This is a genomic window from Mycobacterium sp. IDUB_39, assembly GCF_055419205.1.
The window spans coordinates 830,208-845,552 of record NZ_JBVAXF010000001.1; the positions used below are offsets into that span (position 1 = coordinate 830,208).

Here is a 15,345-nt window from a genome sequence, read left to right on the forward strand (position 1 = left end):
GCCATGGAAGTTAGTTCGCAAGCGCGTCTTTGAGTGCCCTCGCAGCTGCCGCCGGATCCGCGGCGCCATAGATGGCACCACCTGCGACGGCGACGTGGGCTCCAGCGGCGCGGACTGCGGCGATTGTGTCCACGGTGATCCCGCCCGCGATCGCGAACGGGACCCCAGCCGTCTTCCCGTCCTCGATGAGGGTACGGATCGAGTAGCCGGGCTGGGCCTGCTCATCGAGTCCCGCGTGGAGTTCGACGAACGCGACGCCGAGTTTCGTGACCTCGCGCGCACGCTCGACCCGGTCGTCGACCCCGATCAGGTCTGCGACGACCTTCTTGCCATGCTTTCGGCCAGCTTCCACAGCGCCTTCGATGGTTGGGTCGCCGGCGGTGCCGAGGACAGTCACCAGATCGGCCCCCGCGGCGAAGGCGAGGTCGGCCTCCAGGAAGCCGGCATCGGCGGTCTTGAGATCGGCGAGCACCTCCTTGTCCGGATGTGCGGCCTTGATCGCGCTGATGACGCTCATCCCGGCGCACTTGATCAACGGCGTGCCCAGCTCAATCACGTCGACGTACTCGGCGACCTTGTTGGTGAGCGCCAGCGCGTCTGCGGTGGTGAGCAGATCGATGGCAACCTGAAGCTTGGTCATTCGGTGCTCCTCTGTGAGTTTGTGATTGCGTGTTTTGAGGGGTGTCAGCCGAGATTTGCGTGCCGTGCCCAGAGACGCTCGGCTGTCTGGTTCGTGTTGGCCCACAACGCGTGAAACTGGGCGTCGAACGCCAACAGCACCATTTGTTCGAAGAGGCTTCCCGCGTACTGGCGACTGGCCGAACCCGTGTGATCCTGTTTGTCGGCGGCAGGCAGGATCACGACGACATCGGCCCGCTGAGCAAGCGGCGATGTCGACGCCGTTGTGACGGCGACGACGTCGGCACCGTGCTCGCGCGCGATGTCGGCCGCTTGTACTACCGACGGCGTGGTCCCGGATCCAGAGACCGCGATCAACGTGTCCGCGGCACCGATCGCCGGTGCGGTGCTCTCACCGACGACGTGCACGCGCAGGCCCAGATGGACCAGGCGCATGGCCGCCATCTGGGCGGCGAGACCACTGCGGCCGTTCCCGATGACGAAGACCGATCGTGCACCGGTGATCAGCGTCGCCGCGCGGTTCCACGCTTGCTCGTCCAGGGACGTCATCACTCGTCGGGTCTCGTCGAGCACGATGCGGCAACCATCGCTGAACTGCGCGAGCAACGGCTCGACGGTCTCGGTCATGATCACAGCGTGCCGTTGGCCTTTCGGCCTGACACCTGGCCGCTTGGCGGGTTCTGACTAGACGATCGATCAGTGCGGACGATCCGAGCGGGCCCTATGGTGAACGGGTGGCGAGCGTGGAACCGACCCTCCATGCCACCGCGGCCGCGTGGAACGACATGCGGGATGTCATCGCCGGCGCGCTACCGGACATCGCGGCGCGGTTCTCCCGCCTCCTGAAAGACGCCGCCGCCCACGACGCGCTGGTGATCTTCACCCACGAGTGCACGGGTCGTCCTCGCAAGGTGTCGGGAAGCCGAGACGTCGTCGATCGAGTGACCATCGCCGAACTCGAGGAACTCCGCCAGTCCGTCAGCCCGGGCCAGCACGTCACCGACATTCGCAGGATCGCGGGCACGGACCGGCGGGTCTGGGCACGCCGCGACATCAGTGACACATTGCTGGTGCTGGTGTTGCGGCAGGCCGACGTGATTGAGCCCGACACCGCCGAGCAGGTTGCGGCGATGTTCGGGCTGGTCGCGACGTCAATCCAACAACAGGTCTCGCAGGCCAGTCCCGACTACCTCGCCGAGTCGCGGGCCGCGTCGAGTGAGCGCGCCCGCACGACGGCGCAGCTCACCGAGATGCACGAGGCAACACTGTCATCGATCCTCAGCACGCTGCGATCCCACCACCTCGATGACCGACGGGCACGCATGATCGCCCTTGAGAGCGCCTCGGACGCCCTGATCGCCGCTCGATCGGCCAGCGCCGCTGACCGGGATCTCTCCGAGGAGGCGGTGTCCACCGCATTCGCCCGACTACGAACCGAACTCGACACCCTCATGTACCCCGGCGATTTCGACGTCGAGTTCGTCGAACCACCGGTCGATGGACGACCGCTGCCCGGCGAGATCGCTTACGGAGCACGGGCTTTGGTGCGCACGATCGTCCTTGCCTTCAATGCCCGGCCAGGACTCACCCGGTTGCGAATCGCATGGGACTGCGACGGTGAGAACGTGTCGATCGAAGTCCGGGACCAGAGTTCCGGCAACGTCGACCACAGCGCGCTGAGGCGCCAGCTCGCCGGGCGACTACACACCTTGGGTGGTCACGCCGAGATCGAGACGATTCCCGGCTGGGGTAACCGGGTGGTGGCCACCATCCCCCTCGATCCCCCAGCCGTGAACCCCGATGAGCGAGTGCTGTCCACCTTGAATCCGCGCGAGTATGAAGTGCTCGGATATCTGGCCGTCGGTCGACGAAACAAGGCCATTGCCGCAGACCTCGGAATCAGCGAGAGCACCGTCAAGTTCCACGTCGCCAGCTTGTTGCGGAAGCTCGAGCTCACCAATCGCGCCGAGGCGGGCGCGGTCGGCATCCGCGCCGGGATCATCCCCCGCGGCAACGCACAGCGCTGACCCCAAGACTCACCCCTTCGTTGTCTGCACAGGTGGGGCAATGCGCTGACAACAATATTTCAATGGCTGTTGAAAAGATCCCAACGCGGCGTTACGCTCGGACTAGAATTCAACGGCCGATGAAAAGGATCGTCATGGACACCGACGCGCCAACGCGGAACACCCCTCACACCGAGGCCGGCCACGAAGCCCCCGCCGCCGCGCGGGCCACCGCCATCGTCGTCGCCCTGACCACACTGATTGCCATCGTGGCGATCGCCTTCGCTCTGCCCGCATCCCGATCGGCACCACACGACGTGCCGATCGGTGTCGCAGGCCCGCCCGCGCTGACCACCCAGATCACCGACCAGGTCGGGCGCGCCGTCCCCGGCGCCTTCGCCGTCACCGTCTACTCCGAGGCCGCCGGGCTGCGCGAGGCGATCCTGAATCGCGACGCCTACGGCGGCATCGTCGTCGACCAGCAGGGCCCAACGCTGCTGATCGCCACCGGCGCCAGCCCTGCCGTCGCCGCCACGCTCGGACAACTGGGCAGCGGTATGGCCCAGGCCACCGGGATGCCCTTGCGCACAGAAGATCTCGCGCCACCGACCGCCGACGACCCGCGCGGCGCAGGGCTAGCGGCCACCGCTCTGCCGATAACGCTCGCGGCCATCCTGCCCGCGATCGCCCTGGTTCTCGCCCTGAGGCGCGAGGTCTGGACCCGCCTGGCGGCGGCCTTCGTGTTCGCCCCCGTCGCGGGCATCAGCGTGGCGGCCATTCTGACCTACGTACTGGGCTCGGTCGACACCAACCTCTGGGGCGTGGCGGCCGGCCTGACGCTCGGCATCGCCGCCGCGCTGTTGCCAATCCTGGGCCTTGGCTCGCTGTTCGGCCGGACCGGCCTGGCCGTCGGCGCGGCGCTCGCGCTACTGCTTGGCAACCCGCTCTCGGGCATCACCGGGGCCCCAGAACTACTGCCGGCCGGATGGGGTGCGTTCGGCCAACTGCTACCGCAGGGCGCGACCGCAACCCTGCTGCGCTCGACGGCCTACTTCTCCGGGGCGGGTGCGACGAGCGCGGTCGTGGTCCTTGCCTGCTGGGCTGTGGTGGGCGCGCTCTTAATCGTGATCGCCGCCATCCGCGGACAGACGAGGCAGTAGCCCCCTCCAACGGTGAGGGGGCTACCGGCCGGACTGGGTTTACTCCCCGGAGCCGCTCTCCGAGCTGGACCCTGTTGAACCACTGGATGTTTCGCTCTTCTTCTGCTTGCCACCCAGGCCTGCGGTGACCTTCTTGATCCCGTCGGTGACCTTCTTGACCGAGTCACGCACGCTGTTGCTGAGCGCGTCGCGTGATTTCGACCCCTCGGTGGCCGTACCGGTGACCCCTGGAACCGCAATCGGGCTGGGCCGGACCTGCGTGACGAGTTCAGTCTCCTCGGCTGCCGGAACCTCAACCGGCGTCACCACTACCTCGGTCGCCGGAGTCGGAACCTCGACCGGCGTGACAACCACCTCGGTTGCCGGAACCTCAACGGGTGCAACAACCTCCTCAGCCGCCGGGGTCGGGGACTCCGGCGTGACAACCACGTCGGTCGCCGGGGCGAGGGCCTCAACCGAGGACAGCGTCAACGAGGTCGCCGCAGCCGGCAGGGCCAACGTCTGCACATTCGCGATGTCCGCGGACGCCAGCAACTCCTCGGGAGCGGGCGGCGGCGGGTTGAGGATGTCGCGAATCACGGTGCGCTGGTAGTCGAACGCGGAACGCATACCATCGACGAGGTTGAGCGTCGCGATTGTCACGTTGGCCATGCCGTGTTGGATCGCGTTGACGATCTGACCGAGATCGCCCGACGGAACCGCCTTCCACAGTTCGTCCAGGCCACCCGCTACTGCGTTCATGATTGAGAACAAGTTCAACGCCTGTCCCGGCACGATTGCCCAGCTCGCCATCATGACCCCGCCCACCAGTTTCCCCGCGAGGGCGAAGCGATCCTGGACGAATGTCTGCAGCTTGATGAACTGCATGAACGTTTGAAAGAACGGCCCCATGAACACCGGAGTGAACGCCTGGACCGCGCCGGTGAAATTGCCTCTGAATGCGCGATAGGCCGCGGTTCCGAGGGCCGCCGGGAACTTGTTCGCCAGGGTCGTGATGATCTGACCCATCGAGTTACCGATCTCGGCCAGGGCTTTGGCATCGATCGCGGCCCTGCCGATCAAGCCATTGATGATCGGGAACGGGTTGTCGAGCTCAGCTTGGATCGCGCCTTGTACGAGGGCGCCCGCCTTGTCGACGACCGGGCGGAACACATCGAAGGGGTTGTCGATGGCGGCGGTGAGCTGAACCGCGTGGGATTCGATACGGGACTGCATCTCCGGCGCTGGCGCGAGCACCGGAGTGGCGGCGATGGCGCCGGCAGCAACCAGTGCCACACCGGCGGTCACATACGGCCTCAAGGCGAGTTGCAAGGGGGTCTCCTCTGTCGAACTGACGTCGGCGGGTGGACCGACGGCGGAACAGTAATTGACGAGGAGATGCGGACCCGAAGATTTCTGCAACGCGTTTCAGTCCGGGTTTTAGAGCCGACAATGGGCATTTCGTTTCATCCGCGAATCGTAAACCGCTACCTTCGTACATGAATTAGCTGAATGGTACGCATTGATGGCATATGCAATGGCAGATCGCGCCCGGTGCGTATGAATCCATCGCCAGGAGCATTGCTGATGACGATAATGACCCTGTCGATCAGCTCGGCAGTTCAGCTAATGGCAAATTATTTGAAACATTACAGATTCAAGTAAATTATGTGAATGCTTGGGCTGCGTCAGTAATTTGAATGCCGCTGGCCTCGGATCCTATCCCCCGGGGCGGCAGGCATGGGCCCAGCCGCACCTCACTTAGACTCGAACGGCGTGGGGCTAGACGATCGCGACGCGCTGGTTACTCTGCGTGCCGCGATCGACCCGGATGAGCTCATCAGCGACGTCTACACCCGGTGGTTCGCCCTCGACATCTCCGTCCGCGATCTGTTCCCTCCCGACCTCGCCCACCAGCGCGCCGCCTTCGCCAAGGCACTGTCCTGGCTGCTGGGTGAGATCATCGAACAGCGCGCCGAGGAACCCGTGGCGTTCCTGGCGCAGCTGGGCCGCGATCACCGCAAGTACGGTGTGACACAACTGCATTACAACGGCCTGCAGACCGCCCTGCTTGGCGCCCTGTCCCACCACTTCGGCGGCCGCTGGGACCACACGCTGGCCGGTACCGCACGCGACGTGGTGGAGCTGATCGTCGGGGTGATGCGGGGGGCCGCCGACGCCGAGAAGGGCCCGCCCTACCGCGACGCAGAAGTCATCGACCACATCCGCGCCACCCGCGATGTGTCGATCGTGCGACTGCAACTCGACCAGCCGCTGTTCTATCACCCGGGTCAGTACGTCACCGTCGAGGTTCCGCAGTGGCCGAGACGCTGGCGCTTTCTCACCCCGTCGATACCCGCCGACCGCGGCGGCGCCATCGAGTTCCACATCCGGTCGGTAACCGGCGGGATGGTGAGCACCGCGATCGTCGGCGAGACCCGGATCGGCGACCGCTGGCGACTGTCCAACCCGCACGGGGGCCTGCACGTGGACCGAGACGGCGGCGACGTCCTGATGGTCGCGGGCAGCAGTGGGCTTGCCCCGCTGCGGACGCTCATCATGGACCTGTCGCGGTTCGCCGAGAACCCGCGGGTGCACCTGTTCTTCGGCGGCCGCTACCCGTGCGACCTCTACGACCTGAACACGCTGTGGCAGATCGCGTCGACCAACCCCTGGCTGTCGGTGACACCAGTCTCGGAGTTCTCCACCAATCCGCCATGGGCCGCTGACTTCCCTGTCACAGATCCACCGCGTGGCCTGCACGTCCGGCAGAGCGGGCTGCTGCCCGAGGTCGTCACCCGCTACGGCAGCTGGGGTGATCGCCAGATTCTGATCAGCGGCGGCCCAGCGATGATCGAGGCCACCAGGGCCGCGCTCCTCGCCAAGGGCGCAGACGCCCAACGGATCCAACACGATCCCGTGGTCGATTGAGCGTGATTGAATCGAACGATGCCTGAGTTCGAGTCGGTCATACTCAAGGATCCGGCGTCGCCGCTCACCGCGACCTTCGTGCCCGCGGCGGGCATGATCGGTACCTCGCTCGCCGAGGATGGCGTGGAGTATCTCGGTCAGCGGCGCGGCCTCGACGCCTACGTGAGCGCGGGCAAGACCATGGGGATTCCCATCCTCTATCCGTGGGCAAATCGCCTGAGCACCAGCAACTATGAGGTCGACGGCACGGAAGTAACCTTGACCCCGGGGGTGGGCGGTGTGCGCACCGATGACCACGGCGCGCCAATGCACGGCGTGCTGGCGGCCCATCCCGGCTGGGTGGTGACATCGCGTTCGGACAACTCGTTGTCGGCCGTCCTGGACTTCGGCGACGAACCGACACTGCTGGCGTCGTTCCCGTTCCCGCACGTGCTGACCCAACGGGTCACGCTCGCCGACCGCACACTGACGATAGAGACGACGGTGACAGCGACGACGGCCGCATCGGTACCGCTGTGCTTCGGGTACCACCCCTATCTGAGGATTCCGGACGTACCGCGCGAGGAGTGGATGCTCACCACGCCGTACATGCGACACCTGCCCGTGGACGACAGGGGTATCCCCACCGGGGAGCACACCGACTGGATCGGCGGGAGCGAAGCGCTGGACGACATCGCCTACGACGACGGCTTCGACCAGGTGCCCGACGGAGCGGTGTTCGCGCTCACCGGCGGTGACCGGCGGGTCGAGGTGAGGTTCGAGAGCGGCTACCCCGCAGCGCAGTTGTTCGCACCGCGCAACGACGACGTCGTGGGCATCGAGCCCATGGCGGCACCCACTGATGCACTGCGGCGCGGCAGCTACCGTGTCGCGCTAGCGGGAACGCCTGCGACCGCGCGGTTCTCGATCAGGATCGGCTAGCTGGAGCGGCGCGCGCCCCGGCGCGGCTGCCACAGCACCAGCGCGGTGCTCGGGCCGGCGTCTCGCCGCTGCCCGGAGCGCAATAGCTCGACCTCATCGGCGACCTCCGCCAGCCGCGACTGCAGCGCCTCGACCTGATTGGTCAGCTCGATGATGCGCTTGATCCCCGCGAGGTTGACGCCCTCGTCCTGAGACAGCCGCTGCACCTCACGGAGCAGGTCGACGTCATGCTGCGAATAGCGCCTGCCGCCACCGGAACTGCGTTGCGGGCTGACCAGGCCGAGCCGGTCGTAGGTACGCAGCGTCTGCGCGTGCATACCCGCGAGCTCGGCAGCGACCGAGATCAGGAAGGTCCTGGCATCGTCTCCACCGCGCTTGCCGGCCATCAGTTTCCGGCCCATCCTGCCCGCGGATCGAATCCGCTGGCTCGTTCTGCCTTGGCGTAGGCCTCAAGCGCCTCGGCCGCCTCGCCCTCGAGGTTGGGCGGTACGGCGACCTTGACGGTGACCAGGAGGTCTCCGTGGCCGCCGTTGCGCTTCGGCACTCCCCGCCCGCGGACGCGCAGGATGCGGCCATCCGATGTACCCTTGGGCACCCGGACACCGACCTTGCCCTCCAGTGTCGGAACGGAAAGCGTTGTCCCCAAAGCGAGTTCGTGGAAGCTGACCGGGACGCTGACGGTCAGGTCGTCACCGTCGCGACCGAACACCTTGTCGGGCCGCACGTGCACGGTGACATACAGGTCACCCGACGGTGCACCCCGCAGACCGGCTTCACCCTGCCCAGCCAGGCGGATGCGCTGGTTGTCCTCGACACCCGGCGGAATCCGGACGTTGATGGTGCGGGTCCGGGTGATCTTGCCCTCGCCGTGGCACTCGTCGCACGGTTCGTCGATGAGTGACCCGGTGCCGCGACACTCGGTGCAGGGCTCGGAGAACCCGAACGCACCCTGGTTACGGCTGATGACCCCGGCGCCGTTGCACGACGGGCAGACCCGCGGGCTGGTGCCCGGACGGGCGCCGCTGCCATGGCAGTTCGTGCACGGGGCCGGGCTGGTGAGCCGCAGCGGCATCGCCACGCCCTTGGTGGCCTCGAGGAAGGACAGTTCGGTCTCGGTCTCGAGATCGTTGCCCCGGCGCGGTCGGCTGGGTCGCGGCTGCTGTGCGCCGCGGCCGAACAGTCCACCGAACAGGTCGCCGATGTTGGCGCCGCCGGTCTGGCCCGCAGCACCGAAGAGATCGCCGAGGTTGACGTCGCCGTCGGCGCCGTAGCCACTGAAGCCGCCGTCACCGGCGCTGTACCGGCGACCGAAACCGCCGCCACCGGCGAAGAGCCGACGGGTCTCGTCGTACTCCTTCTTCTTCTTCTCGTCGGTCAGGACCTCTTTGGCCTCGGAGGCCTCCTTGTACCGCTCCTCCGCAGCGTGATTGCCCGGGTTGCGGTCGGGATGGTTCGCGGCGAGCAGCTTGCGCGCGGCACGCTTGATCTCGTCGGTACTGGCATCGGAGGAGACGCCAAGCACCTTGTAGAAGTCCTTCTCAACCCACTCGCGTTGGGCCATTCGGCATCACCTCCTCACCGTTGTTCATCGTTGTTGTCTACCTACTCTGATTCTGCGGCCTGTAAGCCGATTGAGCGTGTTTTGTCGACGATTTCGCGCCCGGTGTCGGCACTGGCGACGTGGGAGGCGACACGCACCAACCCATTGGGTCAAGTGCACATCGCCTCCCCACGCCACCATGCGCGACCTCAGTCCGCGTCGGCTTCGGCCTGCGCCGCCGTGGAATTCGCGGCGTCCGGTTCCTCGACGGAATCGACCACCCCGACCATGGCGTGCCGCAGCACGTAGTCGCCGAGCTTGTAACCCTGGCGCATGACCGTCCCGATTACGGGATTGGAGCCGTCACCCTCGTGCTGCACAGCCTCGTGCAGCGATGGGTCGAACACATCGCCCTCGGCACCGAAGGCCACCAGTCCGATGCCCTCAAGTGCCCCGGAGAGCTTCTCGGCCACCGACTTCAGCGGACCGGACTCCAGATCGCCGTGGCCACGGGCCCGGTCGAGATCGTCGAGCACGGGCAACAGCTGCATGACGGCGGAGGCCTTCCCCCGCTCGGCGGCAACCTGCTTCTCGCGGTCGGTGCGCTTGCGGAAGTTGTCGTACTCGGCCTTGACCCGCTGCAGCGTGGTCTTCAGTTCGGCGGCTTCGTTGGACTCGTCCGGCGTGACCGCCTCCGGCTCCGACCCACTGGGGGCCGGGCCGGAGGCAGCGTCACGGACTGCTCCGGTGTCGGGGTCGATACGCCGCTTGTCGGTGATGGTCACCGGTTCGTCGTGCGGATCTCCCTGCGTCACTTGTTCTCCTGGGTCTCATCCTCGTCGACGACCTCTGCGTCGACGACGTTGTCGTCGGCTGCTGTGGCGGACCCTCCGTCAGCCGACTGCTCGGCCTGAGTGGCCTCGTAGATCGCCTGACCGAGCGCCTGGGACTCGACTCCGAGCTTCTCCATCGCGGCCTTGATCGCCGAGATGTCGGTGCCCTCGAGTGCCGTCTTGGCCTCGGTGACGGCCGCCTCGACCTTGCCCAGCGTCTCCTCGGGAACCTTGGAGCCGCCCTCGGCCTCTCGCTGCTCCTTGACGAACTTCTCCGTCTGGTAGACAAGCGATTCCGCCTGATTGCGGACGTCAGCCTCTTCGCGACGCTTGCGGTCCTCCTCGGCGTGCGCCTCGGCGTCCTTGATCATCCGATCAATGTCCTCCTGGGAGAGGCCGGAGCCCTCCTGGATCTTGATCGTGTTCTCCTTGCCGGTGCCCTTGTCCTTGGCCGTGACGTGCACGATGCCGTTGACGTCGATGTCGAAGGTGACCTCGATCTGCGGGACTCCCCGCGGAGCCGGCGGGATGCCGGTCAGTTCGAAGGAGCCGAGCAGCTTGTTGGCCGAGGCGATCTCGCGCTCACCCTGGAAGACCTGAATCTGCACCGACGGCTGATTGTCGTCGGCCGTGGTGAAGGTCTCGCTGCGCTTCGTCGGGATGGTGGTGTTGCGCTCGATGAGCTTGGTCATGACGCCACCCTTGGTCTCGATGCCGAGGCTCAGCGGGGTCACGTCGAGCAGCAGCACGTCCTTGACCTCGCCGGCCAGCACACCGGCCTGCAGCGCGGCACCCACGGCGACGACCTCGTCGGGGTTGACGCCCTTATTGGGCTCCTTGCCGCCGGTCAGTTCCTTGACCAGTTCGGTGACCGAGGGCATACGGGTGGAACCGCCCACCAGAACCACGTGGTCGATCGCGCTCACCGAGATGCCGGCGTCGGCGATGACCGACTGGAACGGCTTGCGGGTGCGGTCCAGCAGATCTTGGGTGATCTTCTGGAACTCGGCCCGAGTGAGCTGCTCATCGAGGAACAGCGGGTTCTTGTCGGCGTCAACCGTGATGTAGGGCAGGTTGATCGATGTGCTCTGGCTCGAGGACAGCTCGATCTTGGCCTTCTCGGCCGCTTCACGGAGCCGCTGCAGGGCCATCTTGTCCTTGGTCAGGTCGATGCCCGCCGAGGCCTTGAACTTGTCGACCAGCCACTCGACGATGCGATCGTCCCAGTCGTCGCCACCGAGGTGGTTGTCGCCTGAGGTCGCACGGACCTCGACCACGCCGCCGCCGATGTCGAGCAGCGAGACGTCGAATGTGCCACCGCCAAGGTCGAAGACGAGGATCGTCTGCTCCTTGTCGCCCTTGTCGAGGCCGTAGGCCAGGGCCGCGGCGGTGGGCTCGTTGACGATGCGCTGCACCTCGAGGCCGGCGATCTGGCCGGCTTCCTTGGTGGCCTGACGCTGGGCGTCGTTGAAGTACGCCGGGACGGTGATGACCGCGTCGGTGATGTCCTCGCCGAGGTAGGCCTCTGCGTCGCGCTTGAGCTTCATCAAGATGCGCGCGCTGATCTCCTGGGCGGTGTAGTCCTTGCCGTCGATCTCAACGGACCAGTCGGTGCCCATGTGGCGCTTGACCGAACGGATGGTCCGGTCGACGTTGGTGACCGCCTGGTTCTTGGCGGGCTGTCCGACGAGAACCTCGCCGTTGCGCGCGAACGCGACGACGGACGGGGTGGTGCGTGAGCCCTCTGAGTTCGCGACGACCACGGGGTCGCCGCCTTCAAGGACTGCGACGACGGAGTTGGTGGTCCCGAGGTCGATTCCGACCGCACGAGCCATAGTGTTGCCTCCTGAATAGCTTTATTGGGGTCTGAGTGGACCACGCTCAAGCTTTCCTCGGCGACGGTGTCTTGTCAACCAGAGTTGAGCCTGATCCACTCAAGTGTCGAACCTTCCAACGGGGTGCCCTGCGGATTTGTTCCCGTCTACTCCGGGATTCCTCAAACGACACTCGCGCCGCAGGCTCGGCCACTATCCATATGGCTATGTCTGCACCGGTGCACCTGGCTCGGGTCGGCGGCCTCGCGACGTCACTGGCGACGTCACTGGGGATCGTGGCGGTGGTGATGGCCGGCGTCGCTGTGGCGGAACCATCGGCGCAATCGGGATCCGAGCCGCCGTCGGGGTCTGAGTCGTCATCGGAGTCGTCGGCGAGTTCATCGACTACGACGGGCCCGACAACGCCGAGCGATGACGCCGCATCGACACCGACGTCGTCACCATCGTCGACGGAGAGTGCCTCGTCGGGCTCACCGTCGAGCACGGTGTCCTCATCATCGGGGACGACCTCCCCCGCGGCACCTGGCGTCGTGGTGAGCAGCGGTGGAGCGAACACCGGCTCTTACTCGACGTCGGGCCCTCGATCGGCGGATCAAACACCCTCTGTGGCAACGATTCCCAGCGTGACCGTGCCGCTCCTGGATGACGTCACCCCGCAGCCCCCAACATCATCCAAGCGCCGTGACCGGTCGAAACCCACGCCTTCGATCCGCTCCGCCGGCGATACCCGTCCCCGGGCCGAGACGACAGACGCGACCGAGACGACCGGCGCGGACGAGCCCTCCACGGCGCCCCGGCCCGTCCGCAGCGATGCCAGCGCACCGCCGACGTCCACCGTGACGGTCTCGTCCGAGACGGTTCCGTCAGCTGCGGGGCTCGAACCCGAACCGGATGCGCCGGCCACTGTGCCGCACAAGCCAGCAGATTCCATGGTGTCGTCGTCGTCCACGCGACAGCTGGCGAGTGCTGCATAGCCAGCCCCGGATCCAGTCCCCTCGCGAACAGGAATGACACACGCCTGAGCAGGATGAACGTGTTGCACTTCTCGCCCGGTCACCTGGAGGCGACGGGAGTGGGTTCGCCCGTCAACAGCAAAAAGATCTCGGACATATCCCTTGGCCTCAGCACCGCCCCACGCATCAAATCGCGCTTGCCAGAAATTGGCGATCTGTCGCGCAAAGCAGCGAGATGACGGACGACGACCATTCGTGCCGCACAACCGCTGGCCGGTCCGAGACGACCCCGCTAGAGGTGTACTGGCCGGTAACACGGTGTGTCCAGTGCCCTGAAGGAGAGCGGTCTCAGTAGTGGAACCGGTTCCAACTGCCCTCCTATGTAGTAGGTACCAAAAAGAAGCTTGATTCTTCCGAGTTTGCCGCACTGGACACAAACCGCCGCCGGCCAGCTATTTCTTTCAATTGACAAGTAACGGAGCCCTCATGCCGCTACACAGCAGTAGAACGAGTTTCAAATATTTGCGATTTCACAGTCTCCTCTCAGATATGGTCACGATCGTCAATATCGTTGCGGTACATCAAGGAGATTCGTGCAGATCAGCGTTCGCTCTTACCTGACGGCGGGTGTCGCACTGGCCGGTGCCAGCGCCATCGCCATCACCCCCATCAGCCCCGTCACAGCCGCCGCGCCGGAAGCCCTGATGTCCCGCGCCGCAGTGTCCACCGCCTCGGTGCAACTCTCGGCCTTCTCGAACCCCTTCACGCCGTACGTGGACCTCGTCGGGAACACGATCGGCAACGTCGCGTACATGGCCAACTCATGGCTCTCCCAGCCCTTCCCGCTGTCGGGCCAGATCATCAGCAACGGTCTCGGGTACGCCGAGCAGTACGTGACCGCCATGACAGGATTCGTCAAGGGGATGGCGCAGTGGGCCACCGGGGACGGGTTCGGCACTCTGCCGACGGGACTGAAGGAGGCAGTCGCCGCGCTCAAGACGGGCAACATCGAAGCCGCCGTGCAGGCGCTCAACATGTCTTTCGTCACGATGTTCCTCAGTGGCCCCATCGCCTTGATGAGCCTGTTGGAAATCCCGGTCGCCATCTCGAAGAACGTCACCGCGGCACTCGAGGCGGTCAACTTCCAGGTGATGTTCCTCGGTCTGGGCTTCCTGCAGAACACCCTGGGCGTCAACATGCAGATGGGCGCCAGCGCCCAGGCGATCTTCGACGCGGTCCGGGTCGGCGACCTGGCGGGGGCCGTGGGCGAGGCCATCGGCACGCCCGCCAAGGTCCTCAATGCCCTGATCAACGGTTATTCGACTGAATTCGTCACGATGCCGGGGCTCATCTCCCATGGCCAAAATGGCAGCGTCCCCGGCCTGCTCTACTCACTGTTGGTGAATCTGCCTCGGGCAATCGCAGCGGCGATCAAGCCTCCGGCACCGGCGCCGCGGGCGCCGCTGGCCGACGTTGCCTCGCTGCCCGACGCGACCGCAACGCTGGTCTCCTTCGAGGCCGCACCGGCCCCGGCCGTCGAGGCACCCAAGGTCGAGGTCGAGCCGGGATCCGCAACACCCGCGCCGGAGACGACCGTGGAAACGCCCGCCACGACTCCGGTGGTCGAGGTGACCGCCCCCGAGGTCGCACCGGAACCCACAACACCGATCGAGGCGGAAACTCCGGCCACGGCCACCGAACCGGTGTCGACCGAGCCGAGCACGACGGCACCGGCCGAGGGTGAGACCACCGACCCCGACACCACCGTCACGCCCGTCGATACCAAGGACGGCAACAAAGTGGTGCCAGTCGTCAAGGCCGGGGCCAACAACAAGTCCGGCAATCAGACCCAGGCGGGGCTCAACGCCCTCAGCGATCAGGTCGGGGCCGCAGCCAAGAACTTCGGCGACGGCATCAAGAAGGCCCTCGGCGGAAACCGCAGCACCTCCAGCTCGAGCAGCAGCACCGGCAGCGACGCCGGCGGCAGCAACTAGTAACCGCACCAACTAAACCCGCGGGCCCCCTCCTTCCACCAGAAGGAGGGGGCCTTCGGTTTCAGTACCCAGAGCCATGTCGGCGCCACATGCCGCAACTGAATCCGTAGATTCCTTGAGTGGCCGGGACTGCCAGTTCGTTGCAGGATTCGCCTGACCGGAACGAGCTGTTGAATCGCATGACCACCCCCACGGGACCAGGCTCACAACGCGCAGTCGCGGGCATGCACAGGCTGACCGGGACGCCCACGCGCGAGCCCGAAGGCCCGCGCGCGAATCCAGTGTTGCGATAGCGAACGAACATTACCGCTGAGTAACCTAACCGCGCTTACGGCGCGACGGACCCGCTGGCAACGCAATGTCGACTCTCGTCAAGATTTTGCCGCATGCGCAATGAATCGAATGCGAACGCGCCGTTGACCGCCGTGCTGACGATGCAGCGACGGCAGTGAACAGGACATTTCCAAACTCGATCACCAAATTTGCGGGGGCCGCGCAGCCCTTGACGCCCGTCAAGCGAGGTTCTCCAATTTGCGGACGGACGAACTTACTCC

Annotated in this window: 15 protein-coding genes; 6 read left to right on the top strand and 9 right to left on the bottom strand. The window is 65.9% G+C overall.

Annotated elements, in window-relative coordinates; all coding sequences use genetic code 11:
* Nucleotides 1–10 precede the first annotated feature (10 nt).
* Both hxlA and hxlB read right to left on the bottom strand, forming a co-directional pair.
* The gene (gene hxlA / locus ACZY0X_RS03995) at nt 11–640 is read right to left on the bottom strand and encodes a 3-hexulose-6-phosphate synthase (RefSeq protein WP_463768282.1); all 630 of its coding nucleotides are present in this window, start codon (nt 638–640) and stop codon (nt 11–13) included.
* Nucleotides 641–684: 44 nt separating this feature from the next.
* Nucleotides 685–1,266 carry a 6-phospho-3-hexuloisomerase gene (gene hxlB / locus ACZY0X_RS04000; RefSeq protein ID WP_463768283.1) on the bottom strand — a complete coding sequence of 194 codons (582 nt, stop codon included), beginning with the start codon at nt 1,264–1,266 and terminating at the stop codon, nt 685–687.
* A gap of 158 nt (nt 1,267–1,424) precedes the next feature.
* Here hxlB and ACZY0X_RS04005 point away from each other — a divergent pair, with 158 nt between their 5' ends.
* Both ACZY0X_RS04005 and ACZY0X_RS04010 read left to right on the top strand, forming a co-directional pair.
* Nucleotides 1,425–2,666 (top strand): helix-turn-helix transcriptional regulator, encoded by a 1,242-nt coding sequence (locus ACZY0X_RS04005; RefSeq protein ID WP_463768766.1) that lies wholly within the window; start codon nt 1,425–1,427, stop codon nt 2,664–2,666.
* Between the two features lie 134 nt (nt 2,667–2,800).
* Nucleotides 2,801–3,805 (top strand): ABC transporter permease, encoded by a 1,005-nt coding sequence (locus ACZY0X_RS04010; RefSeq protein WP_463768284.1) that lies wholly within the window; start codon nt 2,801–2,803, stop codon nt 3,803–3,805.
* 39 nt (nt 3,806–3,844) lie between these two features.
* On the opposite strand, the gene ACZY0X_RS04015 is transcribed toward ACZY0X_RS04010, so the two are convergent.
* A complete protein-coding gene (locus ACZY0X_RS04015) occupies nt 3,845–5,116 on the bottom strand; it encodes a hypothetical protein (protein WP_463768285.1) in 1,272 nt (423 codons plus the stop codon).
* A gap of 200 nt (nt 5,117–5,316) precedes the next feature.
* Here ACZY0X_RS04015 and ACZY0X_RS04020 point away from each other — a divergent pair, with 200 nt between their 5' ends.
* From ACZY0X_RS04020 to ACZY0X_RS04030, 3 genes are all read left to right on the top strand, one after another.
* A complete protein-coding gene (locus tag ACZY0X_RS04020) occupies nt 5,317–5,484 on the top strand; it encodes a hypothetical protein (RefSeq protein ID WP_463768286.1) in 168 nt (55 codons plus the stop codon).
* A gap of 76 nt (nt 5,485–5,560) precedes the next feature.
* A complete protein-coding gene (locus ACZY0X_RS04025; RefSeq protein WP_463768287.1) occupies nt 5,561–6,715 on the top strand; it encodes an FAD-binding oxidoreductase in 1,155 nt (384 codons plus the stop codon).
* A gap of 18 nt (nt 6,716–6,733) precedes the next feature.
* Nucleotides 6,734–7,636: an aldose 1-epimerase gene (locus ACZY0X_RS04030; protein ID WP_463768288.1), complete on the top strand. Its 903-nt coding sequence runs from the start codon at nt 6,734–6,736 to the stop codon at nt 7,634–7,636.
* Here ACZY0X_RS04030 and ACZY0X_RS04035 read toward each other — a convergent pair.
* From ACZY0X_RS04035 to ACZY0X_RS04060, 6 genes are all read right to left on the bottom strand, one after another.
* Nucleotides 7,633–8,022 (bottom strand): heat shock protein transcriptional repressor HspR, encoded by a 390-nt coding sequence (locus ACZY0X_RS04035; RefSeq protein WP_463768289.1) that lies wholly within the window; start codon nt 8,020–8,022, stop codon nt 7,633–7,635. The genes ACZY0X_RS04030 and ACZY0X_RS04035 overlap by 4 nt on opposite strands.
* Complete coding sequence (gene dnaJ, locus ACZY0X_RS04040; RefSeq protein WP_241401352.1) at nt 8,022–9,197, bottom strand: molecular chaperone DnaJ; 1,176 nt, start codon at nt 9,195–9,197, stop codon at nt 8,022–8,024. The genes ACZY0X_RS04035 and dnaJ overlap by 1 nt, the downstream gene beginning before the upstream one ends.
* Before the next feature lie 188 nt (nt 9,198–9,385).
* Nucleotides 9,386–9,991, bottom strand: coding sequence for a nucleotide exchange factor GrpE (gene grpE / locus ACZY0X_RS04045; RefSeq protein WP_463768290.1), 606 nt, complete (start codon nt 9,989–9,991; stop codon nt 9,386–9,388).
* Nucleotides 9,988–11,844: a molecular chaperone DnaK gene (dnaK, locus tag ACZY0X_RS04050; RefSeq protein ID WP_241401354.1), complete on the bottom strand. Its 1,857-nt coding sequence runs from the start codon at nt 11,842–11,844 to the stop codon at nt 9,988–9,990. The genes grpE and dnaK overlap by 4 nt, the downstream gene beginning before the upstream one ends.
* 46 nt (nt 11,845–11,890) lie before the next feature.
* Entirely contained in the window at nt 11,891–12,400 is a 510-nt protein-coding gene (locus tag ACZY0X_RS04055; protein ID WP_463768291.1) for a hypothetical protein, read from the bottom strand.
* A gap of 36 nt (nt 12,401–12,436) precedes the next feature.
* Nucleotides 12,437–12,775, bottom strand: a complete 339-nt coding sequence (locus tag ACZY0X_RS04060) for a hypothetical protein (RefSeq protein WP_463768292.1) — start codon at nt 12,773–12,775, stop codon at nt 12,437–12,439.
* A 615-nt stretch (nt 12,776–13,390) separates the two neighbouring features.
* On the opposite strand from ACZY0X_RS04060, the gene ACZY0X_RS04065 reads away from it, so the two are divergent.
* Nucleotides 13,391–14,791: a hypothetical protein gene (locus tag ACZY0X_RS04065; RefSeq protein ID WP_463768293.1), complete on the top strand. Its 1,401-nt coding sequence runs from the start codon at nt 13,391–13,393 to the stop codon at nt 14,789–14,791.
* Nucleotides 14,792–15,345: the final 554 nt, after the last annotated feature.

Excerpts from the sequence above, each read along its gene's own strand:
- hxlA (WP_463768282.1), bottom strand. The coding sequence starts at position 640 with ATGACCAAGCTTCAGGTTGCCATCGATCTGCTCACCACCGCAGACGCG.
- hxlB (WP_463768283.1), bottom strand. The coding sequence starts at position 1,266 with ATGACCGAGACCGTCGAGCCGTTGCTCGCGCAGTTCAGCGATGGTTGC.
- ACZY0X_RS04005 (WP_463768766.1), top strand. The coding sequence starts at position 1,425 with ATGCGGGATGTCATCGCCGGCGCGCTACCGGACATCGCGGCGCGGTTC.
- ACZY0X_RS04010 (WP_463768284.1), top strand. The coding sequence starts at position 2,801 with ATGGACACCGACGCGCCAACGCGGAACACCCCTCACACCGAGGCCGGC.
- ACZY0X_RS04020 (WP_463768286.1), top strand. The coding sequence starts at position 5,317 with ATGCAATGGCAGATCGCGCCCGGTGCGTATGAATCCATCGCCAGGAGC.
- ACZY0X_RS04030 (WP_463768288.1), top strand. The coding sequence starts at position 6,734 with ATGCCTGAGTTCGAGTCGGTCATACTCAAGGATCCGGCGTCGCCGCTC.
- ACZY0X_RS04035 (WP_463768289.1), bottom strand. The coding sequence starts at position 8,022 with ATGGCCGGCAAGCGCGGTGGAGACGATGCCAGGACCTTCCTGATCTCG.
- dnaJ (WP_241401352.1), bottom strand. The coding sequence starts at position 9,197 with ATGGCCCAACGCGAGTGGGTTGAGAAGGACTTCTACAAGGTGCTTGGC.
- dnaK (WP_241401354.1), bottom strand. The coding sequence starts at position 11,844 with ATGGCTCGTGCGGTCGGAATCGACCTCGGGACCACCAACTCCGTCGTC.
- ACZY0X_RS04060 (WP_463768292.1), bottom strand. The coding sequence starts at position 12,775 with ATGGAATCTGCTGGCTTGTGCGGCACAGTGGCCGGCGCATCCGGTTCG.